We start from the raw sequence: 26,964 nt of genomic DNA, 5'->3' as shown, positions 1-26,964 counted from the left end.
CGAATCCTCCGACGAAGGAGCGGTGGGGGAGAGGAGCCGCGGTTCCGGTCGGGTGCGGCTGGGGTACCGGGGTTCGGGGCCGGTCGCCTTAACGGGGCAGGTCGTAACCGGGTCCGGCCTGCGGCGAGAGTGTGAATAGTGTGCACGAAGGCCTTGGTTTGTTAGTGTCAAAGGTGTTGGCGCCATAATGGGTACGCGTGTGCATGGCGTGATCTCCTCACCACGGGGGACTGTCTCCCCGCACAGACCGGCCTCCGCCATGTGCTGTGACAGCGAAACAAGCCCTGCTCAGCGCTGCGTGCAGGCATGGGCCGGACCGCGCAGTCCGCGATGCCGCCGGCGTACCGGGCGCACACCCCGCCTTCTCCGGTCCGAACGGGCCCGGAGCATCCGACCGACTCAGGTGATGATCATGGAAACCGAAAGTGCTCTGCATCCCAGCTTCCTCGTGCCCGTCGGGCACGTGGAACCGGTGCCCCGCCGTATCAAGGGCGTGATCGGCGGTCGCACCGTCTTCGACACGCGGCGCGCCCTGTACGTCTGGGAGTGGCAGGCCTATCCGCAGTTCAGCATCCCGGTGCGGGACCTCGTCGACGGTGTCCTCGACGACGAAGGGGTCGCCGAGGAGCACGGCGCGGGCACGGCGCACCGGCACACTCTGTCCGTGGGCGGGGACTCGCGACCCGGTGCCGCCTGGGTGTGGGGGAAGGACGCCCCGGCCCCGCTCCAGGACACGGTGCGCTTCGAGTGGCCGGCCATCGACTACTGGTTCGAGGAGGACGAACCCGTCTTCGTCCACCCCAGGAGCCCGTACTCGCGTGTGGACGCCGTGCGTTCCTCCAGCAGTGTCCGCGTGGAACTGGAGGGCGTGGTCCTGGCGGAGGCGCCGGCGTGCGTCAAACTCTTCGAGACCGGCCTGCCGACGCGCTACTACCTCGACCGCGCGCACGTCGACTGGACCCGGCTGCGGCAGACCGACACGGTGACCCGATGCCCGTACAAGGGAACGACGAGCGGCTACTGGTCGTTCGACGGCCCCGCTGCCGCCCACGAGGACATCGCCTGGGCGTACGACTTCCCGACCATCCATGCCAACCGCATCGCGGGCCTGACGGCCTTCTACAACGAGCACGTCGACCTCTTCGTGGACGGCGAGCTGCTGCCGAAGCCCGGCACACTGCGTCCCTGATTCCCCGCTCCGGAGGGTCGGTCCCGGGCTGTGTGACAGCCCGGGACCCTGTGGGTGTCACACATCTGCTCCGGGCCCGGTCCCATGGTGTGAAAAGTCCTCCTTAATCGCCAGCGAAGGAACACACCATGAACGACATCGTTCTCGAGCCCGCCGCGCAGGATTTCGCCGACGCGACCGCCAAGCCCCCGCTGCTGTACGAGCTTGGGGTCGAGGGCGCGCGCAAGCTGCTCGACGACGTGCAGGCGCAGCCCGTCGAGAAGCCCGACGTGGACGAGAAGTGGATCAGCGTTCCGGCGTCGGTCGGCGACGTAAGGGTGCGCATCCTCAAGCCCGTCGGCAGCACCGGCCCCCTGCCCGTCATCCTGTACGTGCACGGCGGCGGCTGGATCCTCGGCAACGCCGGCACGCACGACCGGCTCGTGCGCGAGCTGACTGTCGGGGCGAACGCCGCCCTGGTGTTCGTGGAGTACGACCGCTCTCCGGAGGCCAAGTACCCGGTCGCCATCGAGCAGGCCTACGCGACCGCCCGGTGGATCACCACCGACGGCGCCGGCGAGGGACTCGACGCCTCCCGCCTGGCCGTCGCGGGTGACTCGGTCGGCGGCAACATGACCGCCGCCCTGACCCACATGGCCAAGCAGCGGGGCGACGTGGCCTTCGTGCACCAGTCGCTGTACTACCCCGTCACCGACGCGGCCCAGGACACCGAGAGCTACCGGACCTTCGCGCACGGCCCGCATCTGACGGCCAAGGCCATGGAGTGGTTCTGGGACGCCTACACCACCGACCCCGCCGAGCGCGCCCAGATCACCGCCTCGCCGTTGCGGGCGACGCTGGAAGAGCTCAGGGACCTGCCGCCGGCGTTCGTCGTCGTCGACGAGAACGACGTACTGCGCGACGAGGGCGAGGCCTACGCCCGCAAGCTCATCCAGGCGGGCGTTCCGACGACCAGCATCCGCTACAACGCCTCCCTGCACGACTTCATGATGCTGAACACGGTCCGCGGCACCCAGGCGTCGACCGCCGCCGTCGAGCAGGCCATCCACGTGCTGCGCACGGCTCTGGGAACCGACTGACACCACTCACCCGATCACCTTCCCCCGGAACGTTGAAAGGCCTCATCTCCATGAGTGCACACAAGCCCACCATCGTCCTCGTGCATGGCGCGTTCGCGGACGCCTCCAGTTGGAACGGCGTCGTCGACAAGTTGCTCGCGCACGACTATCCGGTGATCGCCGTCGCCACTCCGCTGCGCGGACTGACCGCCGACGCCGACTACGTCCGGCAGGTCGTGACGTCCGTGGACGGCCCCGTCGTCCTCGTCGGCCACTCCTACGGCGGGTCCGTCATCAGCAACGCGGCCAAGGGACTGCCCGAGGTCAAGGCGCTCGTCTTCGTCGCGGCGTTCCTGCCGGAGGAAGGCGAGAGCGCCGTCACCCTCTCGGGCAAGTTCCCCGGCAGTACCCTCGGCGACACGCTGCGGCCCGTGCCGGTGACACTGCCCGACGGCAGCCAGGTCATGGACCTGTACATCGAACAGGCCAAGTTTCACGAGCAGTTCGCCGCCGATGTCCCCGAGGAGACCACGGCCGTCATGGCCGCGACACAGCGGCCGGTGGCCGAAGCCGCCCTGGCGGAGGGGGCGTCCGCGCCCGCGTGGCGGGACATTCCCTCCTGGGTGCTGGTGGCGGACGGGGACCGGAACATCCCCCCGCAGGTGCAGACCTACATGGCCGAGCGGGCCGGGGCGACCGTCATGAAGGTCTCCGCTTCCCACGCGGTCAGCGTCTCGCGCCCCGGTGACGTGGCCCGTCTGATCAACGAGGCGGCGCAGGCCACCGCCTGAGCGCCGCAGGCCCAACGCAAGGACGCGGGGTGCGGACCCGGCTGTGAAGCTGGACCCGCACCCCGCGTCCTTGCGTTGGGCCTGATCGTCACGGCAGCGGCGCGGGCTCCGCGAGCAGCGTGGGCACCGTGATGATCGTGACGTCCTTGGTCAGCAGCCGATGGACAGGACAGCGTCCCGCGACTGCCAGGAGCTGATCCTGCTGCGCGGGAGTCAACTCCCCAACGAGGCCGATGTTCTTGACCACCTGCCCTTGTGCGCCGAAGCGGACCGCGATGTCCACCCGCTCCAGCGGCCATTCGTGACGCTGCGCGTAGGCTCGCACGGCCATGGACGTGCACGCTCCGAGTGCGGCCAGGAGGAGTTCACCCGGGGTGGGGCCGGTGTCGGTGCCGACGGGCTCCGGCTCGTCGGCTGTCAGGCGGTGTGTACCGATCGCCACGGAGCGCGCGAGCTGTTTTCCTTCGGCCACGGTAACGATGCGCGTGTTCATGCTTGCCTCTCAGCCGAGGTACGGGCAGAGGCACGACGTGTGCCTCCCGAAGCTCAGACCGTGCGGGGCGCCCGACTGTGACGGCCACGGTCCCGTACCCGGCTGCAAGCGGGTGGTGCGGGGCGGCGGTTGCCGCGCCGCGGGTGATCAGCGGGACTGGTCGGTAGGGCGTACAAGGATCTCGTTGACCGCGACGTGGTCGGGCTGGGTGACGGCGTAGACCACCGCGGCCGCGATGTCTTCCGGCTGAAGGGTCCGCATCGACTCGGCCATGGCCTTGACCGCGGCACGATGGGCCGGGTCGGCGATGTGGTTGGCCAACTCGGTCGAGACGAAGCCCGGCTCCACGAGGACGACACGGACTCCCTGCTCGGTCACCTCCTGGCGTAGAGCCTCGGCGAAGGCGTTGACGCCGAACTTGGTGGCGGAGTAGACCGCGGCGCCGGCCGAGGAGATACGGCCCGAGGTGGAGGAGATCTGGACCACCGCGCCACGGGAGCGCAGCAGGTGGGGTAGCGCGGCGTGCACCGTGTACATGGAACCCAGCAAATTGGTCTCCACCATGCGGGTCCATTCCGCGGTGTCCGCGCCCAGGATGGGGCCGGTAAGCATGATGCCGGCGTTGTTCACGACGATGTCGAGGGTGCCGAAGCGTTCGACGGTCTGGTCGACGGCCTCGCGTACCGACTCGGGGTCGCTGACGTCCATGTCCAGGACGAGGGTCTCCCCGGGGGCTTCCTGCGCGAGTGCTTCGAGGCGGTCGGCCCTGCGGCCGCCGATGGCCACGGTGGCCCCCGCCTTGGACAGCGCCAGTGCGGTCGCCCTGCCGATGCCGGACGAGGCGCCTGTGACGAGGACGACCTTGGGGTCGAGAACGGAACTCATGATCATCTCCGAAAGAGGTGGTGAGTGAGACGGGCAGGCCGTGCCGTGTGCGAGGACAGGTCAAGGCGGCCCAAAGGTGACCGAGGGGTCATGTTGTGTCAGCGTAACACTGAACATGACCCGCGAGTCATATTCAGTGTTAATGTTGTGACACGCAGAAGGAGGTGCCATGACCGGGAGAGCCGCGGCGGGGCAGGCCAGGGCTGACAGCGTGCGCAATCGGCGACTGCTCCTGCGAGCTGCCACCGAGGCATTCGCCGAATCCGGGGTGGATGTGTCGATGCACACGATCGCCCAGCGGGCCGGTGTCGCCAAGGGCACGGTGTTCCGGCACTTCCCGACGAAGGACGACCTTCTCGCGGCGATCATGATGCAGCTGCTCGACCGGCTGCTCGAGACGGCGGACCGGCTCCTGCGCGCCGACGACGCAGGCTGTGCGCTGAAGGACTTCATGGCCCTCGGAATCGGCCTGCTCGCCGCTGACCGGGCGTTCTGCGACGTCATCGGCCGGCCCTCACTGCAGCACGCGGACGTACGCGAGGCGATCGACCGGCTCTGCGACACGGTCGAGGACCTCACCGCCCGGGCCAGAGCACAAGGAGCCGTCCGCGGTGACATCACCGGAACCGATATCGTCCTGCTCCTCGGCGGCGTCCACCAGACCGCCCAGCCGTTGCTGGACCGTGAACCGCGGGCGTGGGAACGCTTCCTGGAGATCGCGTTCGACGGGCTGCGGGCCCGCGACCGCGCGGCCCTGCCCCATCCGCCCCCGGCTCGGTTGCGGATGGCGGACCCGACCCGCGCCTCAGCACCGACGACCAGTTGACACTAAGTGGCACATCATCGGTGTGTTGTGAAATCATGCCGCAGTTTTTGTCTCGATCAAGCCGGCTGACCGGTCGGACACGAACGCGGGCGAGTAACGTCTGAGTCATGCCGTCACAGCGGCCGCGGCTTCGGACTTTCGCCGACGTGGGGGTCGCTCTATGGATCATGTCGTTGGCGTGGTGCCGCTCGCCGAATCGGTCGACGAACGGCGGCACTTGCTGGACATCGCCTGCCGGGCGCTCGGCAGCCGCGTCGCGGCCGAGCACGTCGTCGACGAGGCTTACCGACGGTGGTACCGCCTCACCGATTCGGAGCGCATCCGGATGCCGTCCCCCCGCGTCTGGCTCGCCCAGGTCGTGGACGAGGCGTGTCTGACGCGGCAGACGTCGGCCTGGCCCGGTGGAAGGGAGCGGGAGATCCTGGCCCTGCGGGCGTTGTGCGGTGAGGACGCGGAACTGGTCGAGCGGGCCCGGTCGAGTGTGGGTGAGCGGCGTGCGCGGCCCGTGCCGGCGCGTCGTGAGCATGAGATCTCCGTTGCCGTACGGCAGGCGTGCAGTGATCAGGACGGCTCCCGGCTGCGGTCGTTGCTGGCTCCCGATGCGGCGGCCTTCTTCGACAGCGGCGGCAAGATCCGGGCGCTGACCCGCCCGGTCCACGGCGACGAGCAGGTCGCCGACAGCCTGTTGGTCCTGCTGACCGGGCAGCGTCGCGTGACCCTGTTCACGGGATCGGTCAACGGGCGCACCGGCCTCGTCGCGCGGTGCGACGACAAGGTCGCCGCGGTGCTGGCCCTCGACATCGCGGACTCGCTGGTCCTTGAGGTCTGGGCGGTGCTCAACCCCGACAAGCTGCGTAGCTGGAATCGTTCCCTTCCCGGGTGAGCTCACGTGCCACGGCGTCCTCGAAACGTGCCGGCAGGAGCGTGCCGCGGGTGCGGTGTCCGACAAGGGTGGCGATCTTGTCGGGGGCGAACACCCACAGAACCCGGTGGATGCCCCGCCGCGTGGCGGCGATGGTCATGAAGGTGGTGGGTCGGCCGTCCCGGTGCAGCAGAACCCCGGCGCGCCCGTTGGCCTGCACGGGTGCGATCTCCACCGTCGGCCAGAAGCGCGACGAGGCGGTCGAGAGGTTCGCCACCCGGGCACGCCCGACCACGGGAACGCGAGCCGCGCCGCGCAGTCCGTTGCCGTCGGACAGACTCACCGCCTCGGGCGTCAGGAGCGCTTCCAGCGAGGCCACGTCACCTTCCTGGGCGGCCGCGACGAAAGCATCGAGCAGCCTGCGGTGCTCCTGGACGTCGACACTGTCCCTCTCATCGTCGGTGAGGTGCTTGCGCGCCCGGCTCACGATCTTCCTGGCGTTGACCGGGGTGAGGCGCAGGATCGCCGCGATCTCCGCGTAGCCGTACTCGAAGGCCTCCCTCAGCACGTAGGCGGCCCGTTCGATGGGGGCGAGCTTCTGCAGGACGAGGAGCAGGGCGAGTTCGAGGGCCTCGGCGCGTTCAGCGCCGGCCACCGGGTCGATGCTGGTGTCGATGGGTTCGGGCAGCCAGGGACCGATGTAGGTCTCGCGGCGGACGCGGGCGGACTGCGCCACGTTGATGGCCAGCCTCGTCGTCGTGCTCGACAAGAACGCCGCGGGGCTGACCACCGCGGAGCGGTCGGTCCGCTGCCAGCGCAGCCAAGCCTCCTGCACGACGTCCTCGGCTTCCGTCGCACTGCCCAGGACGCGGTAGGCGATACCGAAGAGCCGAGGCCGCAGTTCCACGAAGGTGGTGACGGCCTCGGCGAGATTCTGGTCCGCGGCGGACGCCTGGGCTGGGGATGCCTCTGGATACATGTCCTCTGACTCCGTTCCTCCCGGGCCCGGGTTGTCGCCATGCGTCCACGAGGCGCTCACAGACCCGGCAATCGTCTCCCCCTCAACGACCGAGGACCCAGGGAGGCTGTGACAGTGCTTTTTTGAAGTTCCTTTCAGCGGCGTGGATGCGGAATCGGCCCTGGGCGACGGCTGCTCTGCGGCGCCCAAAAGAATGGGCCTGTCGTTCCACGGAATGTGAAACGACAGGCCCATGACCACGCAATTACTGCTGCTGGGCGAGCCAGTCGGCGAAGCGGGTCTCGCCAATGCGGGCGTCCGGGCCGGGAAGCAGCGTGGTCTCCTGCAGCTCGGCGCCGAAGTACGGGGCGTGCACGTCGGCAACGACCGTGCGCGGGTCGTTCTTGGCGGCCAGGCCCTTGCGGATCAGCTCGTCCAGCTGGAAGGTGTCGGGACCGGCCACCTCGACCACACCGTTGACCGGCGTGCCCACTGCGGTGCGGCCCACGGTGGCGGCGACGTCGTCCGAATAGACGGGCTGGATCTTCACCGGGGCCAGTTTGACGGTGTCACCCTCGGTCGCCGACTCGGCGATGCCCTTCATGAACTCGAAGAACTGCGTGGCGTGCACGATCGACCACGGGATCCCGGATGCCTTGATCAGTTCCTCCTGGGCCTGCTTGGCACGGAAGTAGCCACTGTCCTGGAGCCGTTCCGTACCTACCACCGACAGGGCGACGTGGTGGGTGACACCGGCGTTCGCCTCCGCCTTGAGCAGGTTGGTGGTGGAGGTGCGGAAGAACTCCATGACGGCGTCGTCCGCGAAGGAGGGCGAGTTGGAGACGTCGATCACGACGGCCGCGCCCTCCAGCACCTCGGCCAGGCCCTCGCCGGTCAGCGTGTTGACGCCGGTGTTCGGGGCGGCCGCGACCGCTTCGTGGCCGTGTTCGTTGAGCTTGCCGACGACTTTCGAGCCGATCAGTCCGGTGCCGCCGATCACTACGACCTTCATGAGGGGTTCCTTTCATTCATTCTCAGCTGCTGCCTGTACGAGGTATGACCGGGAATCGATCGGCGCTGTGACACCTTTCCCGAATTCCGGAAACCTTCTCCCGGGCAGAAGACTCCTATTCGACGAGCTTTCCGTCCGCCGAGACCTCTTCCATCAGGGCGGCGATCTCGTCGGGGACGGGGCTGATGGGTTCGCGGGTGACGCCGTCGGTCGGGGACCAGACGAGGTTCACCCGCAGAGCGGGATCCATGGCGGGGTAGTCGCTGCGGTTGTGGCATCCGCGCGTCTCGCGCCGCTCCAGGGCGGCTTCCAGCGTGGCCCTCGCCGCCAGTGCGGACGACTTGAGGTCGAAGGCGTGGGCGAGGTCCTGGAAGCCCGCGATGTCCGGATGGACGCCGACGTTCTCCATGCGCTTCTCGATGGCGTCCAGCTCCGCCAGCCCGGTGCGCAGCCCGTCCTCGTCACGGACCACGCCCGCGTGCTCGGTCATGGTGTTGCGGATCGCGCGCTGCAGGGCGCGGACGTTCTCGGGTCCGTCCGCGGCGAGCAGGTCGTCGACCTCCGCCCGCGCCTGGGCCACCGCGGTGGCCGAGCGCGGCTGCGCGGTCAGTGACGCGGAGTAGGCGGCGGCCGCCTGTCCGGTGATGCGGCCGTACACCAGCAGCTCGATGAGGCTGTTGCCGCCGAGCCGGTTGGCGCCGTGCAGTCCGCTGGAGGCTTCACCGATGGCGTACAGGCCCCGCACGTCTGTGCTGTGGTCCTCGGGGCGGACCCACACACCGCCCATGGAGTAGTGCGCGGTGGGCGCGACTTCGATGGGATCCCGGGTGATGTCCAGCATCTGCAGGTCCAGCAGCGTCTGGTAGACGCGGGGGAGCCGGTTCATGATGGTCTGCCGGGGCAGGTGGGAGACGTCGAGCCACACTCCGCCGTTGGGTGTGCCACGGCCTTCCTTGATCTCGGTGTAGGAGGCGAGGGCGACCCGGTCGCGGGTGGACAGTTCCATGCGGACGGGGTCGTAGCGGTTCATGTACCGCTCGCCGAGCGCGTTGCGCAGGATGCCGCCTTCGCCGCGGGCTGCCTCGCTCACCAGGGTCCCGGCCGCGTTCTCCGGCTCGATGATGCCGGAGGGGTGGAACTGGACGAGTTCCGGGTCGCGCAGCCGGGCGCCGGCCTCCACGGCCAGCCGGAAGGAGTCGCCGGTGTTCTCGTCGCGCCGTGACGAGGTGCGCCGCCAGATCCGGGTGTGGCCGCCGGCCGCGAGGATGACGGCGTCCGCGTGCACCAAGTAGCGCTTGCCGTCGCCGAGGCCGAAGCCGTAGGCGCCGAAGACGGCACCCTCGTGGACCAGGAGACGGGTGATGTAGACGTTGTCGAGCACCGGTATGTCCAGCTGGTTCGCGCGCCGGATGAGCGTGCGCTGAATCTCCAGGCCCGTGTAATCGCCCGCGAAGGCGGTGCGGCGGAACTTGTGGGCGCCGAAGAAGCGCTGGGAGATCCGGCCGTCCTCCTCCCGGGCGAAGGCCATTCCGTAGCGCTCCAGGTCGTCGATGCCTAGCGCGGCTCCCCGGGTGACGATCTCCGCGGTGCGGGGGTCGCCGAGGAGGTAGCTCTCCTTGAGGGTGTCGGCGGCGTGCTGCTGCCAGGTGTCCTCAGGGTCCATCGTGGCGAGGGCTGCATTGATCCCGCCGGCGGCGAGAGAGGTGTGGGTGTCCTCCTTGGGGCGCTTGCCGACGGCGATGACATCGATGCCGGCCTCGGCCAGCTCGATGGCCGCGCGCAGGCCCGCTCCGCCGGTGCCGATCACCAGCACTGTGGTGGAAAGACGTTGTTCGGTGGCAACCACGATTGCTCCCATCGCTCGGGGTGGTCATCTGCTACGACCAGGTGGAGTGATGGTTTGTGACACCGCCGCCCGGGCGGGGCGCCCGCCGGTGTCACACCCTGCCGTCCGGGCCGGTCATACCGCACACCGGTCGGCGTACGAAGGCCGTGCGGTCCGCAACGACCGGCCGACGTGAGGGAGGTGGGGACGGTGACCTACGTGATCGCGGAGCCGTGCGTCGACGTCAAGGACCGGGCATGTGTGGTCGAGTGCCCGGTCGATTGCATCTACGAGGGCGAGCGGACGCTGTACATCAATCCCTGGGAGTGCGTCGACTGCCACGCCTGCGAGCCGGTCTGCCCGGTCGAGGCCGTCTTCCACGAGGACGACCTGCCGGCACGGTGGGCGCGGTACCGGTCGGTGAACGCCGAGTACTTCCGCGACCCGCCGGGGGAGGGCGCCGGGCGGGTCGCACGGGCCGATCACCCCGCAGTCGCCGCCCTGCCCCCGCAGCACGCCGTCAAGAACGGCCTGTCCGGGTTCGCCGCCCGCAAGGAGGAGTCCGCCGACGCCGACCTGTGGTTCCCGTCATGAATGACCCGCACCGGCCCGGGCCATTCATGACATGGGCCGGCACCCACGGACGGCGTGCGCGGATGCGGGTCAGGCCCCCAGGGAAAGGACGTAGGGGTTCAGCTTGACCGGGTTCATCACCCACATGATGCGCTCGATGCCGGCCTCGGACGCGTCCACGCACAACAGGGCCAGCGGGGCGTTGTCGCGTGTGACGAGCACGGCCGGCCTGCCGTTGGCCTCGACGAACCGGGTCTCGGTGTCCGGCCAGAACCGTGGGGCGAAGGCGGCCAGGTAACGGGAGACGTGATCGCGGCCCATGACGGGGATCCTGGACGCGCCGCGGATGCCGCCGCCGTCCGAGTAACTGACGACGTCCGAGGTCAGCAGATCCTCCAGGGTGGAGAGATCTCCCGTGCGCGCGGCGGAGAGGAAGCCTTCGAGCAGGCGCCGGTGGGCCGCGGGGCTGACGCGCTCCTTGCGTTCGGCACCCAGGTGCTTGCGCGCCCGGCTGACCAGCTGCCGGGCGTTCGCGTCGCTGGTCTCCAGGATGTCGGCGACCCGCTGGTAGGGGTAGTCGAACGCCTCCCGCAGCACGTAGGCGGCGCGTTCGGTCGGGTTGAGCTTCTCCATCAGCAACAGCACCGCCAGCTCGACCGCCTCGGCGCGTTCCGCCCCCAGGTGCGGGTCTTGGGCGGTGTCGACAGGCTCGGGGAGCCACGGCCCGACGTAGGACTCCCGGCGTACCCGCGCGGACTGGGCCAGGTTGATCGCGAGCCGGGTGGTGACCGTGGTCAGGAAGGCGGCCGGTTCCTGGATCTGGGCGCGGTCGGTGTTCTGCCAGCGCAGCCAGGTGTCCTGGACGATGTCCTCGGCTTCGACGGCACTGCCGAGGATGCGGTACGCGATGCCGAACAACCGGGGTCTGGCCGAGAGGAAGTCGTCGAGACCGTGATCGAACGGGTCGGGTTGGGCGCCGGCGCGCATGGGTCGTCCCTTCTGGCTTTGCGCCCTACATGCTACGCGCGAGGGGTAACGCTACGCGCTGCGGGCCTCATCCGCTCACGTTATCTCTTTCGCGATCCCCGGTCACACGGTGGTAATCGCCCCGCCTGATTCGCCGGGTTTGCTTTGCGGTTCCGCTGCCCGCCCCATACTCCGTGGGACTGCGGTCGACGAGTGAAAAGGCTGTGCGGAGAGGACGGTTGTCACACATGCGCCGGGTCCCCGGTCACCAGTGACGAACAATGTTCACGCCTACGGAAGGTGCAACACAGTGTCGGACAACATGACAGCACACGGCCACCACGGCCACCACGGGCACGGCGGCCAGGAGGGCACGGCCGGCTGGATGACAGCGGCGAAGGTGCTCCAGGACGCCGCACCGTTCACCGTCCCGGAGGGGGCGTCGGCGATGACCATTCTCGTCGAGTGGGAGCCCGGCGACCCGGGCACGCCCCCGCACCGGCACTCCGGCCCCGCCTTCGGCTACGTCGTCGAGGGCGCGGTCCGTTTCGAGCTCGAGGGCGAGCCCGAGCGCGTGGTGGAGGCGGGTGGCACCTTCTGGGAGCCCGGCGGCGACGCCATCCACTACCAGGACGGCAACGCGCTTGCCGACGCGCGGACCCGGTTCGTGGTGACCATGATGTGTGCTCCAGGCAAGCCCATGCTGGAACTGGTCGATGAGAAGGAACTGGCGGAGCGCGCCCACCTGAGGGCACCGCGCCCCACCGTCTGACCGGGCGCGGACCCGGCATGGGCACGCCCGTCGTCCTGGTGCACTGCCTGCTGACGCTGTTGTTCACGGCGCTGCTCCTGCCCGGGCTGGCGCGGTGCGTCGGGCCACCCCCGGCCGGGTTGGGTGCCCGGGTGGACCGGCTGCTGGCCGCCGCCATGGCCGCGTCCATGGCGGCGATGCCCTGGGTCGACGTCCCCGCGGGGCCCGCTGCCGTCGCCAGCGGTTTCTTCACCGTCGGCGCGGTGTGGTTTCTCCTGCCGGTCGGCCGCCGCCGGGAGGCCGCGGGGACGGCGACGATGGCTCACAGGGTGCCGCACGCGGCCGGTCTGGCCGCGATGGCCTGGATGCTGCGTGTGCCGCACATCGGCACCGGTGCGGCACACGCACACCAGGGGGCTGCTGCCCGCCCCACCGGCCCCGACGCTTCGGGTGCCGGCGTCCCCCTCGGCGGCTCCGTGATCACTCTGTCGCTGGCGTTCTGCCTGCTGGCGTACGCGCTGTGGTCCCTGAACCGCCCCATGCCCGCGCTGCGGTCGGCCGTGAGCGCGGCGCGCCATGCCGCGGCGGCGACGCCGTCACGGCACGTGGGTGAAGGGGCGATGGCGCTCGGGACGGCCGTGATGCTGGTCCTGCCCCACTGAGCACGCGTAACGAGAAAAGGGCACGCGCCTGGGCACGCCGAAGGCGCGAGGGTCCGCGGTCATGTGCTGAGTGACCGCGGGCCCTCGCCCCGGACGGCCGGCGCGACGGTAGTCGCCCTGCCGAGGGGCGGATGCCGCTCACAGCGGCCCCGCCCCGAGGAGGTGAGCGCCGTTCAGGACGGGCCCTCGTACACCGCCTTGCTCCGCATCAGGAAGTCGGAGAGATAGCTGTCGTGGGGGACACCCGGCGCCATCCAGTGGGTCGGTTGATCGCCGAAGTACACGTTGGTGATGCTGGGCTCCGCGAACAGGGACTCCCACAGGTCCCGGTCCCGGGTCAGCGCCGCCAGCACGAGCGTGTCGCGCAGCGGCGCCATGCCGTCCGCGCGGGTCCAGGGGGCGATCCACACGCAGGGGAAGGGCAGTTCGGTGCGCAGTTGAGGCGCTCGGGCGCTCGTGGTCTGGTGCACGGCGGGGCGCAGTACGGCGCTGCCGTCTCCGAGGTCGTCGGCGATCCCGTCGCCGCCGAGCCAGGCGTGCGTCCCGGCCGCCACCGTTTTCAGATACGCGCTCAAGGCGCGAGCCCGCCCCTGTGGGCACACCGGCAGACGGGCCCTCTCGTCCTGCGGGGGAAGGCTGGGCAGGACGGCCAGACGTGCCGCGAGGGCTTCGGCGAGCGGGGCTGGGTCGCCCTCGACGAGGATGGCGGTGGCATTGACGCACGCGGTGCCGCCCTCGCCGGCGACGGACGCGACGAGGGCATCGAGATGGTCACGCCAGTCGGTGTCCGCGGTGACGAGGATCTTCGACCGTCCCGGACCCTGCGGCAGGATCCGGGCGTCGTGCGCGTATTTGGTCACCACTTCGTCGCCGCCGTAGACCACGGCCCGGTCCGCGCCGCGGACGAGCGTGTCGGCGGTCGCGTGGTCGGTGGGCAGCAGCATCAGCTGGTCATCCCGGATTCCCGCTTGCCGCAGTGCCGCGACGAGCCGGTAGGGGGTGAAGGGCTCGCGCCGGGAGGGGCGCACGGCGACGCGGTAACCCAGCGCCAGCGCCTCCAGCCATACGCGGTGTACACCGGGGTGGTTGCCGGACGCGTTGACGACGAACACGTCGCCCTGGCGCGCCCACACGGTGTGCGTCTGATGCAGGGCGGGATCGCTGAGGTCGCGGGCGGCGCCGCGTGGCCTGCCACGGTCGGCGGACGTGGCGGCGTGCCGTACGAAATGCGCCGTGCCCCGTGTCGTGGCGCGCACCACGGCCAGCGGTGTGCCGGAGGCCCGGCTCACGAGACGCTCGTACTCCCGGACGCTCAAACCCCCCACGGTGCCTGCGGCGAAGACCTCCCCGGCGGTGGCGAACACGGTCTCCAAGTCGGCCGCGGCGATCGGTGGCGCTTGGCGCAGGGCGTCGATCGACCGAGCCACATAGAGCGGGGGAACCAGACTCAGCCGCGCGATCGGGGCACCGGACACGTCGGTCACCGTGCTCGGTACACGCGTGCGGTAGCTGCCCCGTGGGCCCAGCGCGTCGAGGTGCAGCGGCTTGGTGGTCGGTACGGGGGCCATCAGTAGACACCCTCGATGACCGTCTCACCCTCGACCGCAGGCACCGGCGCGACGTCGGCGACCGCGTCCCCGGCGTGGCCGTCGCCCGGGCGGACCCGCAACGCGGTGTCCCGCTCCCGGTTGTTGGGGATCAGCATGGACTTGCTGACGTGGCTCACCACCACCTGACCGCGTTCGCCCTCCGCCACCTGTTGCCCGGTGTCGGGATCCACGACCCTCAGAAAGACGTACGGCGAGACCGGGTCGAACACACACGGCTCCGACGCCGTGGGCCCCACCCGTTCCAGAAGCGCGGTGAGCATCATGGTGTTGCCGTACATGCCGATCACCGGCACGTCGGGAAACACCTCGGTCTGCAACAGGTCCCGGGTGTCGGGGTCCATGTGGGTGCCGCCCCAGATGATCGCCTGTGCTCCGCCGTTGATGACCTCCACGAGGTCGTTGTCCAGGGCGAAGCGCTCCAGCATCGGGGTGGTGGCGGCTATGACACCGATGTCCTGGCCGAGAAGGATGCGCCGGCACTGGTCCACGAGATGCCTGGTGTAGGCGTCGACCTCGTCGCGACGCCCCGCGGCGACGAGCTTCTTGACCCAGCGGGGATCCATGTCGACCCCCAGCCCGGGGCTGCCGAGACTTGCCGCGGCCCGTTGCAGCACATCGCCCACGAGGTGCGGGCCGGTCGGTGCCACGGTCAGCCAGAGTGCGCCGACGGGCAGTCCGTGGTCCCGGAGCCGGCGGGTCACTTGCTCGCTGCCGTGCCGCGCCCAGTCGTCCATCTGCACGACCCGCTTGGGTGCCCCGGTCGTGCCGCCGCTTTCGAACACATGCAGCGGTCGGGCCCGCGGACCGTAGCCGCGGGGCACAAGATCGGACACCCGCACATCGCGCAGCTCGTTCGTCAGATCGGGAAAGAGCGCCAGGTCCGCCACGCCTTTGACGTCGTGGCAAGGGTCGAAACCGAGCCGGTCGACCCGGTCCAGCCAGTACCGGGACCCCGTCTCGGGAGTGAAATGCCACCGCATGGCCGCCCTGACGTACTCGTCGGGGTCCACCCCGTCGAAGGGGCCGGCGTCCAGAACGGTCATTGAGCCGATCGGCATGGAACCGCCTTTCTCGAAGTCGCTGAGGGCGGACGCGTGAGACCCGCGCGTCCCGGGCGGCCGCGCGGGCCCGACCCGCTCTCGCAGAGAAGACCGAGGGGCGATGGCGGCTGTGACAGTCCCTCGGAAAACGTGGCCGCCCCCTGGCAGCGGCACACCGTCACAACGACCCGTGTCACCCGGTCTGATGACTGGGCCACAGGCGACCGGCGGTGTGCCGAGGGAGAGGGACATGCGACAGGGACTGCGGATCGTGCGTGTTGACCAGGACGACGAGCCCCGTGTGGCCGCTCTGCACCGCCGGTGCTCCGCCGCCGCCCGATGGCGCCGCTACCACCGTGCCATGGGCGACCCCGTCACCTACCTGGGGCCGCTGTTGTCCCGACCCCACTCGGTTCACCTGGCGGTGCAGGACTCGCTGGAGCGGCTCGTCGCGATCGGGCATCTGCTGCCGGACGACGGGGACGCTGAGGCAGCGCTGCTGGTGGAGGACGCATGGCAGAACAAGGGGCTGGGCACCCGGCTCCTGGGAGAACTTGGCCGGTTCGCCGTCGTGTTGGGCGTAGGTGAGGTCTACGGCCTGATCCACCCCGACGACGCCCGCATGGCGGCCATCCTGCACCGCGCCGGCGTTCCGATGCGCACGGTTCCGGAGACGGGCAGTGCGTCGACGGTCCGGGCCCGGACGCGGGACATCGGCCTCGCCCTCGCCTGCCCGTCAACGCGAGAGCACTTTTTCGAAGACGCGTTGCCTACTTGCTGAACTCGCACAGTGTGAGAGATGTGACAACATTGGCTGAGATAGTGTTTTTGCTGTCGCTCAATGGCGGGGGTTTCTCCCCGCGGTGCGACGCCGACGGTTACGAGCGAGGGGATTGCCATGGCCGAGCTGTTCTATGACACCGACGCCGACCTGTCCATCATCCAGGGCCGCAAGGTGGCGGTCATCGGTTACGGGAGCCAGGGCCATGCCCACGCGCTGTCGCTGCGCGACTCGGGTGTGGACGTGCGCGTGGGACTGCACGAGGGTTCCAAGTCCCGTGCGCAGGCCGAGGAGCAGGGCCTGCGCGTGGTGACGGTGGCGGAGGCCGCCGCCGAGGCCGATGTGATCATGATCCTGGTCCCGGACCCGATCCAGGGCGAGATCTACGAGGAGTCCATCGCCCCGTACCTGAAGGACGGCGACGCGCTGCTCTTCGGCCACGGATTCAACATCAGGTTCGGCTTCATCAAGCCGCCGGCGAACGTGGACGTGTGCATGGTCGCCCCCAAGGGGCCGGGGCACCTGGTGCGCCGTCAGTACGAGGAGGGGCGCGGCGTTCCGTGTCTGGTGGCGGTGGAGCAGGACGCCACAGGAAGCGCCTTCGCGCTGGCGCTGTCGTACGCCAAGGGCATCGGTGGCACCCGCGCGGGCGTCATCAAGACGACCTTCACCGAGGAGACCGAGACCGACCTTTTCGGTGAGCAGGCAGTGCTCGCCGGTGGTGTGTCAGCGCTGGTCAAGGCCGGCTTCGAGACGCTGACCGACGGGGGCTACCAGCCGGAGATCGCCTACTTCGAGTGCCTGCACGAGCTGAAGCTGATCGTTGACCTGATGTACGAGGGCGGCCTGGAGAAGATGCGCTGGTCGATCTCGGAGACCGCCGAGTGGGGCGACTACGTCACCGGCCCGCGGATCATCACCGACGCCACCAAGGCCGAGATGAAGAAGGTCCTCGCCGAGATCCAGGACGGCACCTTCGCGCGTGCGTGGATGGCCGAGTACCACGGCGGTCTGAAGAAGTACAACGAGTACAAGACCGCGGACTCCGAGCACCTGCTGGAGACCACCGGCAAGGAACTGCGCAAACTGATGAGTTGGGTCACCGACGAGGAGCGCTCGTGATCGCGTCGGTCGGCACGGAACGGAACCGGTGACGGTCTCATGACGACACTGCACGTCACTCTGCTCGGCGGGCTCCGCGAGATAGCCGCCGTACCCCTGTCCGCGGCGGAAGCCGCGCACGGCACGCGGTCGCTGCGCCGCTTCGCCCTGGAACTCCGCGTGCCGCATGAACGGCATGCCGCACTGGATGCCGAACTGCGGGCCGCCGCCGCGCCCGACGGCACGTACCTGCAAGGCACCGACGCGAGGTGGCGTGTGGTGGAGGGCTGGACCGTCGTGGCCAATGGTCCGCGGACCGGGATCCACCGGTACCGGGTGGAGATCGAGGAGGTGGAGGACGCCGCGCGGGCCGTCAGCCGAGCGGAAGGCGAGGGCGCGTCAGCCGAGGCGGGCACGTTGCCCGCCGGCGAGAGCGCCGACGCCTTGCAGCTCAGACTGGCCGTTCTGGTACTGCCCGTCTCGGACGTCGACCGGGCGAAGTCGTTCTACGAGGCTGTCGGATTCCGGCTCGATGCCGACCACGCCATCGATGCCTCCTACCGCGTGGTGCACATGACGCCCCCAGGATCGGCGTGCTCGATCCTGTTCGGGACCGGAGTCACCACGGCTGCTCCGGGCTCGGTGCGGGGGCTGCACCTCGTCGTCTCCGACATCGAGCGGGCCTGCCAGGAACTGGCCGCGAGGGGCGTGGCGACCGGCGAGATCTTCCATGACACCAGCGGTGTGTTCCACCGCAGCACCGCTGAGAAGCGGATCGTGGGACCCGACCCGCAGCGCCGTGACTATCACTCCTACGCCGAGTTCAGCGACCCGGACGGCAACGAGTGGGTGCTTCAGGAGGTGCCGGCGCGGGGCTGAGAGGCCTGTGCGGTGTTCAACCGTGGTGGAGGGCGTCGTCCGGGGGTCCGAGGCGACGCTCACCTCCGCCGTGTGTCGTCGCCGTGCCGCGCAGGGTCTGGAGGGACTCGGCGATCGACGCGATACGAGCGTTCACGACGTGCACGGCCTCGCGGAGTTGGCGCAGCCGCCCTTCGAGAGCGGTCGCCTCGGCCGTGAGCGCCGCCGCGACGGTGGCGGGGTCCGCCTGAAGATCAACGCTATGGGACATCATCCCGGTCCTCCTCGGATCGTGTCGGACACCAATCCCCGTACTGACCGGACAGCGGGCGCGCTTGTGACAGCCGCAGGCGTCGACCCCACAGTGGCGCGGCTGGCAGGCCGTGGCTGACGCGGCCTGAGTTCAGCAGGCTTCCAGGACGAAGTCGCCCAGGACGTGCTGTCGGATGCGCTGCACCTCGGCGCGATCGGGTTCCACGGGCACGTCGCCGCGGGCGGCCCGCTCTTTGGCGCTGTCGGCCCGCCGCACCGCCGCGCACAGGGCTTCGGCGCTGTCCGGCGCCTCGCCCACGACGTAGTACAGCCAGACGATCCTGGAGCCGTCCGAACGGCACGGCAGCCCGACCAGCCAGGTGCGGGAGTCTCCGGGAGTGCTGAACATGAGGTCTCATCTCTGATCTCTGCCGGCGGCGATGACGGCACATCGGGTGGAACTCCGCGAGGAGCTCCGCCTCTTCTTCGTTGACCGGACAGCGCCCCCGGTTCGTGACAGCAAACCGGACTGCCGCAGCTATCCCCCCAACTGCCGCGTCCGGGCCCACGGTGGGGATCTTGGTGTCACAGATACGTGTGCGTCCCTGTCTCATGAGCGAACAGATCGGGCCAGGCAGGAGAAAAAGGGTGCGCGTCACGCGAGCCGCCGACACTCGTGCGTGGAGCCGCCATCGCTACTCGCCGCACGAAAGACCACACATGAGCATCCCCCTTCCGCGGCCGGACGTTCCGGCCGCCGATCGCTGTGGAGGACATCGGCCTCGCGAGGTCCGCCCCCCTGGGGCTGTCTCCTTCTGCCGCGACCTCCGAGTGGTCCTGCTGTCGCAGGACGAACAGGACGCGGTCAACGTCCGGCGGCTGCTACCGGACCGGCTGGCCGATGCGCTGGTCTGGCACACGAGTGTCGAGGAGGGATGCCGCGCGTGCGGTACCCACGGCCCGCTGTGCGTTCTGGTGGGCAGCACACCGGCCGGAGGGACCTTGGCCGATGTCGTCACGCGGGTACGCCGCCGGGCCCCCGACGCGGCCATGCTCGTTCTCGAGGGCACGCATACGTCCCATGCCTTCCGCTCCGTCGCAAATTCGGTGCAGGGCCGGGCCGATCACCGGCACAGCGCCCCCGGCGAGTTCTGCCGGAACATCTGGGTGGCGCTCCAACGTGCCCTCGCGGGCCGCACGGTGGCGGACGAGGAGATCGCGCGGGACAACGCCGTGCTGGAACGAGGCTTGTCGCCCGACCTGGCGCTGCGGACGGACGGCTTCACGACCGCCTTCCACTACGCGCCGCGCCGCTCGCACGCGTTGCTGGGCGGTGACTTCTGCGATGTGGTGCACGGCGACGACGGCAGCGCCCACGTGGTCATGGGCGATGTGTCCGGGCACGGTGCCGCAGCGGCCGCCCTCGGTGTCCATCTGCGCCTGGCATGGCGCACGGCCGTACTGTGCGGGCGGAGCCAGCTGGAACAACTCCGCCTGCTCGAACGCATCCTGACCGAGGAGCGAGCGGAGGAGGAGGCGTACGCGACCGTGGTGTCGCTGGTCCTCTCGCCCCATCGCCGCACGCTGCGGATGGTCACCGCCGGCCACCCGGGCTTTCTGTACCGCCACGGGGGAGAGGTCCGTTGGGTGGAGCCGCCGCCGGGTCTCCCGCTGGGACTCTTCCCCGGGCAAGGGGACTGGCGTGAGAGCGAGATGGCGCTGCTGGACGGGGACGGCGTGGTGCTGTTCACCGACGGGCTCTACGAAGGTCGTACGGCTGGCGGACGGCTCGGCGAGGAGGGCTTGCTGAGGCTGGCCAGTGGGCTCGCGCATCTGGAGGCGCAGCCGTTCGTCGACGCCCTGGTACGTGGCGTGTCGCTGCTGACCGTTCCGTTCGGTGGAATGCGGGACGACGTGGCAGTGCTTCACCTGTCCTGCGACGGAAAGGGCGGGGCCTGATGTTCTGCCGACTCGTAGGACCGACCTGCGGGCGTCGCCGGTTCTCGCCGGTGGAAGGGGTGGGGACCGGCTGGCGAGGCGTCTCAGCGCCCCGCCTGGTCGGGAGCCCGGTGATGGGCGAAGCGCGACACCAGCGGCGGCTCCATCAGCCAGCCGTGCGCCCGGCCGTGCCGTGCGTCAGAGGTGTCCGCAGTCTCGCGGAGCAGAGCGAATGCTATTGCCGCGCCGATGACCAGTAGACCCGCGCACAGGGGCATGGCCCGGTTGAACGCCGTGTCGAAGGAGTCGGGGGAGCGGTAGGCGTCCGGGCTCATGCCGACCAGCAGCGGCAGTGCGGCCACCGAGACCAGTCCGGCCGCGCGTGCGACCGCGTTGTTGATCCCGCTGGCCAGCCCCGCGTCGGCGGCCTCGACCGATGACAGCAGCGTCACACTCAGCGGAGCGACCATGATGACCATGCCCGTCCCCATCACGAGCAAGGCGGGCAGAACGTCGGCGAAGTAGGAGGCGTGCGTGCCCACCCGCGCCGTCATCAACATGCCGACTCCGCACACCACAGGGCCGACGGTGAGCGGGATGCGCGGCCCCAGGCGCTGGGCGAGCGTCCCGGAACGGGCGGAGAACAACAGCATCAGCACCGTGCTCGGCAACATGGCGGCGCCCGCCGCCAGCGCCGAGTAGCCGGCGACGATCTGCAATTGCAGGGCGGTCAGGAAGAAGAACCCGCCCAGCCCGGCGTAGACGCACAGGGTGATCAGGTTGATGGCCGTGAACGGCCGCGACGAGAAGATCGACAGGGGCATCATCGGGTCGCTGCTGCGCCGCTCCACCATGAGGAATGCGGCCCCGGCCGCGATGCCGCCCGCGGCCGAGCCAAGGGCGACTGGCCCGCCGGAACGTGCTTCGGTCAGAGCGTAGGTAGCCAGCGCGAGCGTCAGCGCGCCCAGCGCCGCACCGGCTAGGTCGAAGCCCCGCCGGGACGGGGTGTGGGTACCGGCCGGGTCGGTGGGCTGCTGAGGTCTGCCGACGGACTCCGGGACGTGCCGCAGGGCCAGGGGCACGCACAGCAGCGCCGGGGGGATCGTCAGCAGGAACGTCCAGCGCCAGCCCGGCCCGTCGACGAGCCATCCGCCGAGAAACGGCCCGAGTGCCGCACCGATGCCTCCGAACCCTGACCACAGGCCGATGGCGCGCGGCCTGTCGTCCGGATGGAAGGAGGCTTCGATGATCGCAAGTGAGCCTGGGGTGAGCAGTGCACCGCCGACGCCCTGGAGCGCGCGGGCGGCGATGAGCGTGGTGGTGTCGGGAGCCAGCCCGCACAGCAGGGACGCCGCAGCGAACCAGACGATTCCCAGGACGAAGATCCGGCGCCGGCCGAAGCGGTCGCCCAGGGAGCCGCCCAGCAGAATGAGTCCCGCCAGGGTCAGCATGTAGGCGTTCACGGTCCACTGGAGTGCGGCCAGGTCGGCGTCGAAGTCGTCTCCGATGTGCGGCAGCGCGACGTTGGTGACGGTCGAGCCGAGCAGCACCACACTGGAGCCGAGCACGGTAGCCAGCAGAGTCCATCGACCACGGGCACTGGCGACGCGTAGGAAAGCGGGGTCGCCCGGGGCGGGGGAGGGGGGCATGTCGTCTCCTTGGGACAGTGGCCAGGAGGCGGCCGGTGCGTTCGTGCCGGGCAGCGGGTGCCGGGGGCTTCGGGAGGGGGGAGTGCGCATCGCGACGTGTACGGCCCGGGGCGGTGGTTCGCGGGTGGGCCTTTGCGTGGGAGCCGGGGCGCTGAGGTTCGTGCTGCGGCGTCGTGCGGATGCGCTGCGGAAGTGGCCGGGGATCCGTCTCCCGCTCGGTGGGCCGGGGCGAGCGGGAGACGGACGATGGGTGTCCGGCGGGGCCGGAGCGGGAGGGTCAGCCGAACATGCCCGGCGTGTAGCCGCCGGCAGGCTGCTGGTTGATGACGTTGATGCGGTTGTAGGCGTTGATGATCGCGATCAACGAGATCAGTGCGGCGAGCTGGTCCTCGTCGTAGTGCTTGGCAGCGTTGGCCCAGGCGTCATCCGACACTCCGCCCGCTGCGTCGGCGATACGGGTGCCCTGCTCGGTGATCTCCAGCGCCGCGCGCTCGGCGTCGGTGAAGACGGTCGCCTCACGCCAGGCGGCGACCAGGTGCAGTCGCTGCTGGTCTTCGCCCGCGGCGACGGCGTCCTTGGTGTGCATGTCGGTGCAGAACCCGCAGCCGTTGATCTGGCTGGCCCGGATCTTCACCAGTTCCTGGGTGGCTACGGGCAGCGCCGAGTGCACAGCGGCCCCTGCCGAGTTGAGGTGCTTCATGACCTTGCCCGCGAGAGCGTTGCCGAAGTAGTTGATGCGCGCGTCCATGTAGGGATCCTGAGAGTCGAGTGATGGGAGGTGAACTGATGTGACGTTGCTGCGAGTTCGGGGCCGTGGGCTCCGTGCCCGCAGCTACTGCTTGCTGCTCCAGTCGGCGAAGTGCGTCTCGCCGAGCTGTGCGTCGGGGCCGGGCAGCAGGTCGGACTCCTTCAGAGCGGCACCCCAGTAGAGACCCGTCGGGTCCGTCACGACCGTGCGAGGGTCGTTGTGGGCAGCGAGGCTCTTGCGGATGAAGTCCTCCAGGGTGAAGGTGTCGGGGCCGGCGACCTCGACGATCCCGTTGACCGGAGTGCCGACCGCCGTGCGGCCGACCGCCGCGGCTACGTCCCCCGAGAAGATGGGCTGGATCTTGATGGGGGCGACGGACACCGTGTCACCGCTGGTCGCTGAGTCCGCGAGGGTCTTGGCGAACTCGAAGAACTGCGTGGCGTGGACGATCGAGTACGGCAGCCCGGAGTCCCGGATCATGTCCTCCTGGACCTGCTTGGCCTGGAAGTAGCCGACCTGCTGGAGGCGAGCGGTGCCCACGACCGACAGAGCCACGTGATGCGTGACGCCGGCGGCGGCCTCCGCCGCGAGCAGGTTCGTCGTGGAAGCGCGGAAGAACTCCATCACCGCGTCGTCCTCGAAGGAGGGGGAGTTGGAGACGTCGACGACGACGGAGGCGCCCTTCAGGATGTCGGCCAGACCTTCGCCGGTGACCGTGTTGACTCCGGTGTTCGGGGAGGCTGCCACCGCCTCGTGACCGTGTTCGTTGAGCTTGGAGACGACCTTGGAACCGATGAGTCCGGTTCCGCCGATCACTACGACCTTCATGGACTTTCCCTTCTCTGATCACGCACGGTGCCCCGCAGGTCTGCGGCGACCTCGGCCACGGCACCGGCCGCGATGGCTCGTACCCTCCTGACCAGGCGGCCCCGGCATCTGTGACAGGGCGGCCCGGAAAGACCGCGTGCCGCTGGCGATCGGCCCTCACACGATGGGTCTGGCATGGTCGGACACGTCGCACCACGGCTCGGCGACATGGATCCCCCTGCGACAGCGAACGGACACGATCATTGGGTGGGGAACGACCGGACAGGACCGCGATTTGTGACAACCTCGGAGTGTTTTCAGGCGTGGAAGTAGTCACAGTGTCTGTTCGGTCGGTGCGGGAGAAGCCGCGGGTATCGTGGCGAGCATCCTTTCGAACACCCCTGTGGGAGCCCTGTTCCCCCGGATCCCGCCGAGGAGCCGAGCCGCATGATCGCCAGCCCGCTTCCCGACCTGGTCGGCCGGCAGCGCGAGTGCGCGGCGCTGGACGATCTACTGGCCGGCCTGCGGGAGGGCACCTCCCGTGTCCTGGTCGTACGAGGTGAAGCGGGCATCGGCAAGTCGGTGCTGCTGGAATACGCGGCCGCGCATGCATCCCGGGTGAAGGTGACCTGGGGGCGCGGTGTCGAGGCCGACATGGAGCTGCCCTACGCGAGCCTGCACCAGGTGTGCGCGCCGTTCCTGGACGGCGTCGAGGACCTGCCGCAACCCCAACGTGACGCGCTGCGGGTGGCGTTCGGGACGGCGGTCGGCGATCCGCCCGACCGCTTCCTGGTCGGCCTCGCCGTGCTGACCCTGCTCACCCGGGCCTCGGAGACGCGGCCGGTGCTGGCGCTGGTCGACGACGCTCAGTGGCTGGACCAAGTGTCGTTGCAGACACTTGAGTTCGTGGCCCGGCGACTGCTCGCGGAGCCGGTCGCCATGGCGTTCGCGGTCCGCGACCCCGAGGGGCAGTCCGCGCTCGCAGGTCTGCCGGCGCTGCAACTCAGCGGTCTTGACGCCGCGGCGGCCGGCGAACTTCTGGAGAGCGCTGTGGGGGGACGGTTGGAGGAACGGGTCCGGGACCGGTTCGTAGCCGAGACGCACGGCAACCCGCTCGCGCTGCTGGAGTTCTCCCGCGGCCGCAGCGCCGCCGAACTGGCCTACGGCGTCGACGCGTCGAGCGCCCCGGTCGTCCAGGTTCCAGTGGCCAGCCGTGTCGAGCGTGACTTCGCCGGTCGGCTCGGTGCGCTGCCGGCCGCGACCCGCACCCTGCTGCTGATCGCCGCGGCGGAACCGGTCGGCGACGTACGTCTGTTGACCCGTGCGGCCACTTCCCTTGGCATCACTCCGGACGCCGCACCTGCCAAGGCGGCCGGCCTGATCGAATTCGGCGAGCCCGTACGGTTCCGGCACCCCTTGGTCCGTTCTGCGGTCTACCACGGAGCCGAGCCGGAGGATCGGCGTGCGGTGCACCGGGCCTTGGCCGAGGCCACGGACCCCCTCCTGGACCCGGACCGGCGCGCCTGGCATGCCGCGCAGGCGGCCGACGGTCCGGACGAAGAGGTCGCCGCAGGGCTGGAGCAGGCCGCCGACCGCGCCCGTCAGCGTGGTGGCATCGCGGCCGAGGCGGTGCTGCTGGAACGCGCGGTCGAGGTGACACCCGACCCCTGGCCGCGAGGGCGCCGGGCCCTTGCGGCGGCCGAAGCGCACTTCTCGGCCGCCGCACCCGAACGGGCCACAGATCTCGCGGCGGTCGCCGACCTGTATCCGCTCAGTGTCCTTGACCGGGCCCGTCTGGCGAGGCTGCGGGCGAGAATCCTGTTCGCCCGCAGCCGCAGTGACGAGGCCGCACCACTTCTCCTGAACGCGGCCGCTCAGTTCACCGCGGCCGGATCTCCTCTGGCGAGGGAGACGTATCTGGAGGCGATCAGCGCGACCATCTTCGCCGGCCGGGTCCACGGCCCGACCGGCGCCCGCGCCGCGGCGATAGCCGCTCGGGCGTCCGGGGCGCCGTCCTCGGGTTCCAAAGCAGCCGACGCTCTCCTGGACGGTGTGGCGGCCCTGCTCGCCGACGGTGCACAGACGGGCGTCCCGGCCCTGCGCGAGGCACTCGACCTGCTCCAACACGAAGAGCTGCGCACGCGAGAGGCGACCGTACGGTGGCTGCTGCTGGCCCCGGTTGCGCTCGAGTCGTTTATCCACTGGGCCTGGGACCTGCACGCCTGGGACACACTGTCGAGCCGCGCGGTGCGTCTGGCCCGCGACATCGGAGCGCTCGGCACCCTGCCGCCGGCGCTGATCTACGCGGGAGGGGTGCACATCCACTACGGCGACTTCGCCGAGGCGGACCGGATGATCGACGAGGCCGACGCGATCGCCACCGCGACCGGCCACGCCCCGCACAAGTACGCCACGCTCGTCCTGGCCGCGTGGCGGGGCGAGGCGGACGTCGCCGCCAGCATCATCGAAGAGGCCAGAGAGCGTGCCGTGCAGCGGGGGGAGGTGTCCCTGCTCGGCGCCATGGGCTACATCCAGGGGGTGCTCTTCAACGGACTGGCTCGCTACGAAGAGGCGATGGAGGCCGCCCGCACCGGCATCGAGCACGACGGGTTCAACTTCACCGGTCTGTCCCTGGTCGAACACGTCGAGGCCGCGACACGGTGTGGTGAACTCGACCAGGCCCGCGCCTCGTTGGCCCGCCTGACCGAACTCACCCGCGCCGCCGACTCCGGATGGGCGCGAGGCGCGAGCGCTCGCAGTGCGGCGCTGCTGGCCGACGGCGAGGCGGCCGACCGCCTGTACCGCACGGCGATCGAGGAATTCGGCCGTGGCGGGGTCGCCGTGGAGGTGGCGCGCTCCCACCTGCTCTACGGCGAGTGGCTGCGGCGCGCCCAGCGCCGGTCCAAGGCCCGCGAGCATCTTCGTACGGCCCACGACATGTTCGCCGCGATGCCGGCCCACGCGTTCGCTGAACGGGCCCGCCGCGAGCTGCTCGCCACCGGTGAGCAAGTGGCCGTCCGGGAGACCACGCCGACGAGTGCCCTGACTCCGCAGGAGTCCCAGGTCGCCGCCCTCGCCGCCGACGGCATGACCAACGCACAGATCGGCGCCGAATTGTTCATCAGCCCCCACACCGTGGAATGGCATCTGCGGAAGGTGTACACGAAGCTCGGCATCAGCTCCCGCCGAGCCCTGCCGCAGGTCCTCGACAGCGCACGGGCACGGTGAGACGCCGCCACCTGGCGGGCACCGTTGCAGATCGATACCGCAACAGTGTGCCTTGGCGGCAATGAGGCCCTGTGACGTGGCCGTGCGCGGAGAGTCACCCG

At 69.9% G+C, this 26,964-nt stretch carries 25 protein-coding genes and 1 pseudogene; 13 read left to right on the top strand and 13 right to left on the bottom strand.

Annotated features, from left to right (window positions below):
* Positions 1–412 precede the first annotated feature (412 nt).
* From ACFUO4_RS39645 to ACFUO4_RS39635, 3 genes are all read left to right on the top strand, one after another.
* Positions 413–1,189: a DUF427 domain-containing protein gene (locus ACFUO4_RS39645; protein ID WP_383494421.1), complete on the top strand. Its 777-nt coding sequence runs from the start codon at positions 413–415 to the stop codon at positions 1,187–1,189.
* Positions 1,190–1,317: 128 nt separating this feature from the next.
* Positions 1,318–2,268, top strand: a complete 951-nt coding sequence (locus ACFUO4_RS39640; protein ID WP_079305895.1) for an alpha/beta hydrolase — start codon at positions 1,318–1,320, stop codon at positions 2,266–2,268.
* Between the two features lie 50 nt (positions 2,269–2,318).
* Entirely contained in the window at positions 2,319–3,038 is a 720-nt protein-coding gene (locus ACFUO4_RS39635) for an alpha/beta fold hydrolase (protein ID WP_383494417.1), read from the top strand.
* Positions 3,039–3,126: 88 nt separating this feature from the next.
* Here ACFUO4_RS39635 and ACFUO4_RS39630 read toward each other — a convergent pair whose 3' ends face one another.
* Positions 3,127–3,531, bottom strand: coding sequence for an OsmC family protein (locus ACFUO4_RS39630; RefSeq protein WP_079305897.1), 405 nt, complete (start codon positions 3,529–3,531; stop codon positions 3,127–3,129).
* A 147-nt stretch (positions 3,532–3,678) separates the two neighbouring features.
* Entirely contained in the window at positions 3,679–4,416 is a 738-nt protein-coding gene (locus ACFUO4_RS39625) for an SDR family NAD(P)-dependent oxidoreductase (protein WP_383494414.1), read from the bottom strand.
* A 169-nt stretch (positions 4,417–4,585) separates the two neighbouring features.
* On the opposite strand from ACFUO4_RS39625, the gene ACFUO4_RS39620 reads away from it, so the two are divergent.
* Together ACFUO4_RS39620 and ACFUO4_RS39615 are read left to right on the top strand one after the other, a co-directional pair.
* Positions 4,586–5,242 carry a TetR/AcrR family transcriptional regulator gene (locus tag ACFUO4_RS39620; protein WP_079305898.1) on the top strand — a complete coding sequence of 219 codons (657 nt, stop codon included), beginning with the start codon at positions 4,586–4,588 and terminating at the stop codon, positions 5,240–5,242.
* 160 nt (positions 5,243–5,402) lie between these two features.
* Positions 5,403–6,125 carry an RNA polymerase subunit sigma gene (locus tag ACFUO4_RS39615; protein WP_383494410.1) on the top strand — a complete coding sequence of 241 codons (723 nt, stop codon included), beginning with the start codon at positions 5,403–5,405 and terminating at the stop codon, positions 6,123–6,125.
* On the opposite strand, the gene ACFUO4_RS39610 is transcribed toward ACFUO4_RS39615, so the two are convergent.
* From ACFUO4_RS39610 to ACFUO4_RS39600, 3 genes are all read right to left on the bottom strand, one after another.
* Entirely contained in the window at positions 6,079–7,083 is a 1,005-nt protein-coding gene (locus ACFUO4_RS39610; RefSeq protein ID WP_383494407.1) for a sigma-70 family RNA polymerase sigma factor, read from the bottom strand. The two genes, ACFUO4_RS39615 and ACFUO4_RS39610, sit on opposite strands and share 47 nt — an antisense overlap.
* Before the next feature lie 244 nt (positions 7,084–7,327).
* Complete coding sequence (locus ACFUO4_RS39605) at positions 7,328–8,074, bottom strand: SDR family oxidoreductase (RefSeq protein ID WP_383494404.1); 747 nt, start codon at positions 8,072–8,074, stop codon at positions 7,328–7,330.
* Between the two features lie 115 nt (positions 8,075–8,189).
* Positions 8,190–9,932, bottom strand: coding sequence for an L-aspartate oxidase (locus tag ACFUO4_RS39600; RefSeq protein ID WP_383494401.1), 1,743 nt, complete (start codon positions 9,930–9,932; stop codon positions 8,190–8,192).
* 177 nt (positions 9,933–10,109) lie between these two features.
* Between ACFUO4_RS39600 and fdxA the strand changes: the two are divergent.
* Positions 10,110–10,412, top strand: a pseudogene (fdxA, locus tag ACFUO4_RS39595) (ferredoxin); the annotation flags it as partial.
* 150 nt (positions 10,413–10,562) lie between these two features.
* Here the strand turns inward: fdxA and ACFUO4_RS39590 are convergent.
* Positions 10,563–11,459 carry an RNA polymerase sigma-70 factor gene (locus ACFUO4_RS39590; protein WP_079305903.1) on the bottom strand — a complete coding sequence of 299 codons (897 nt, stop codon included), beginning with the start codon at positions 11,457–11,459 and terminating at the stop codon, positions 10,563–10,565.
* 301 nt (positions 11,460–11,760) lie between these two features.
* Here ACFUO4_RS39590 and ACFUO4_RS39585 point away from each other — a divergent pair, with 301 nt between their 5' ends.
* Entirely contained in the window at positions 11,761–12,210 is a 450-nt protein-coding gene (locus tag ACFUO4_RS39585) for a cupin domain-containing protein (protein WP_079305935.1), read from the top strand.
* 17 nt (positions 12,211–12,227) lie between these two features.
* A complete protein-coding gene (locus ACFUO4_RS39580; RefSeq protein ID WP_079305904.1) occupies positions 12,228–12,851 on the top strand; it encodes a DUF5134 domain-containing protein in 624 nt (207 codons plus the stop codon).
* A 173-nt stretch (positions 12,852–13,024) separates the two neighbouring features.
* Here the strand turns inward: ACFUO4_RS39580 and ACFUO4_RS39575 are convergent, their stop codons facing one another.
* Together ACFUO4_RS39575 and ACFUO4_RS39570 are read right to left on the bottom strand one after the other, a co-directional pair.
* Positions 13,025–14,419, bottom strand: coding sequence for an aldehyde dehydrogenase family protein (locus tag ACFUO4_RS39575; RefSeq protein ID WP_079305905.1), 1,395 nt, complete (start codon positions 14,417–14,419; stop codon positions 13,025–13,027).
* The gene (locus ACFUO4_RS39570) at positions 14,419–15,519 is read right to left on the bottom strand and encodes a phenazine antibiotic biosynthesis protein (RefSeq protein ID WP_383494396.1); all 1,101 of its coding nucleotides are present in this window, start codon (positions 15,517–15,519) and stop codon (positions 14,419–14,421) included. Before ACFUO4_RS39570 ends, ACFUO4_RS39575 begins: the two co-directional genes overlap by 1 nt.
* A 232-nt stretch (positions 15,520–15,751) precedes the next feature.
* On the opposite strand from ACFUO4_RS39570, the gene ACFUO4_RS39565 reads away from it, so the two are divergent.
* The 3 genes from ACFUO4_RS39565 to ACFUO4_RS39555 all read left to right on the top strand — a co-directional run bounded on the left by ACFUO4_RS39565 (position 15,752) and on the right by ACFUO4_RS39555 (position 18,262).
* Positions 15,752–16,282: a GNAT family N-acetyltransferase gene (locus tag ACFUO4_RS39565; protein ID WP_383494393.1), complete on the top strand. Its 531-nt coding sequence runs from the start codon at positions 15,752–15,754 to the stop codon at positions 16,280–16,282.
* A gap of 117 nt (positions 16,283–16,399) precedes the next feature.
* A complete protein-coding gene (ilvC, locus tag ACFUO4_RS39560; RefSeq protein WP_383494390.1) occupies positions 16,400–17,404 on the top strand; it encodes a ketol-acid reductoisomerase in 1,005 nt (334 codons plus the stop codon).
* A 423-nt stretch (positions 17,405–17,827) separates the two neighbouring features.
* A complete protein-coding gene (locus ACFUO4_RS39555) occupies positions 17,828–18,262 on the top strand; it encodes a VOC family protein (protein WP_383494569.1) in 435 nt (144 codons plus the stop codon).
* Positions 18,263–18,278: 16 nt separating this feature from the next.
* Here the strand turns inward: ACFUO4_RS39555 and ACFUO4_RS39550 are convergent, their stop codons facing one another.
* Together ACFUO4_RS39550 and ACFUO4_RS39545 are read right to left on the bottom strand one after the other, a co-directional pair.
* Complete coding sequence (locus ACFUO4_RS39550) at positions 18,279–18,515, bottom strand: hypothetical protein (RefSeq protein WP_383494387.1); 237 nt, start codon at positions 18,513–18,515, stop codon at positions 18,279–18,281.
* A gap of 129 nt (positions 18,516–18,644) precedes the next feature.
* Positions 18,645–18,902 carry a hypothetical protein gene (locus tag ACFUO4_RS39545; protein WP_383494384.1) on the bottom strand — a complete coding sequence of 86 codons (258 nt, stop codon included), beginning with the start codon at positions 18,900–18,902 and terminating at the stop codon, positions 18,645–18,647.
* A 422-nt stretch (positions 18,903–19,324) separates the two neighbouring features.
* On the opposite strand from ACFUO4_RS39545, the gene ACFUO4_RS39540 reads away from it, so the two are divergent.
* Positions 19,325–20,452 (top strand): PP2C family protein-serine/threonine phosphatase, encoded by a 1,128-nt coding sequence (locus tag ACFUO4_RS39540; RefSeq protein ID WP_383494381.1) that lies wholly within the window; start codon positions 19,325–19,327, stop codon positions 20,450–20,452.
* An 83-nt stretch (positions 20,453–20,535) separates the two neighbouring features.
* Here ACFUO4_RS39540 and ACFUO4_RS39535 read toward each other — a convergent pair whose 3' ends face one another.
* The 3 genes from ACFUO4_RS39535 to ACFUO4_RS39525 form a co-directional block, all read right to left on the bottom strand.
* On the bottom strand, positions 20,536–22,080 hold the full coding sequence (locus ACFUO4_RS39535; protein ID WP_383494378.1) for an MFS transporter: 1,545 nt from the start codon (positions 22,078–22,080) through the stop codon (positions 20,536–20,538).
* A gap of 277 nt (positions 22,081–22,357) precedes the next feature.
* Entirely contained in the window at positions 22,358–22,828 is a 471-nt protein-coding gene (locus tag ACFUO4_RS39530) for a carboxymuconolactone decarboxylase family protein (protein WP_079305911.1), read from the bottom strand.
* 84 nt (positions 22,829–22,912) lie between these two features.
* Positions 22,913–23,656, bottom strand: coding sequence for an SDR family oxidoreductase (locus ACFUO4_RS39525; RefSeq protein WP_383494375.1), 744 nt, complete (start codon positions 23,654–23,656; stop codon positions 22,913–22,915).
* A gap of 426 nt (positions 23,657–24,082) precedes the next feature.
* Between ACFUO4_RS39525 and ACFUO4_RS39520 the strand changes: the two genes are divergently transcribed.
* Positions 24,083–26,863 carry an AAA family ATPase gene (locus ACFUO4_RS39520; RefSeq protein WP_383494372.1) on the top strand — a complete coding sequence of 927 codons (2,781 nt, stop codon included), beginning with the start codon at positions 24,083–24,085 and terminating at the stop codon, positions 26,861–26,863.
* Positions 26,864–26,964: the final 101 nt, after the last annotated feature.

The sequence above is a fragment of the Streptomyces sp. NPDC057280 genome (assembly GCF_042668605.1).
Taxonomy (GTDB): Bacteria; Actinomycetota; Actinomycetes; order Streptomycetales; family Streptomycetaceae; genus Streptomyces.
This window is presented reverse-complemented; position numbering and strand designations above follow the sequence as displayed.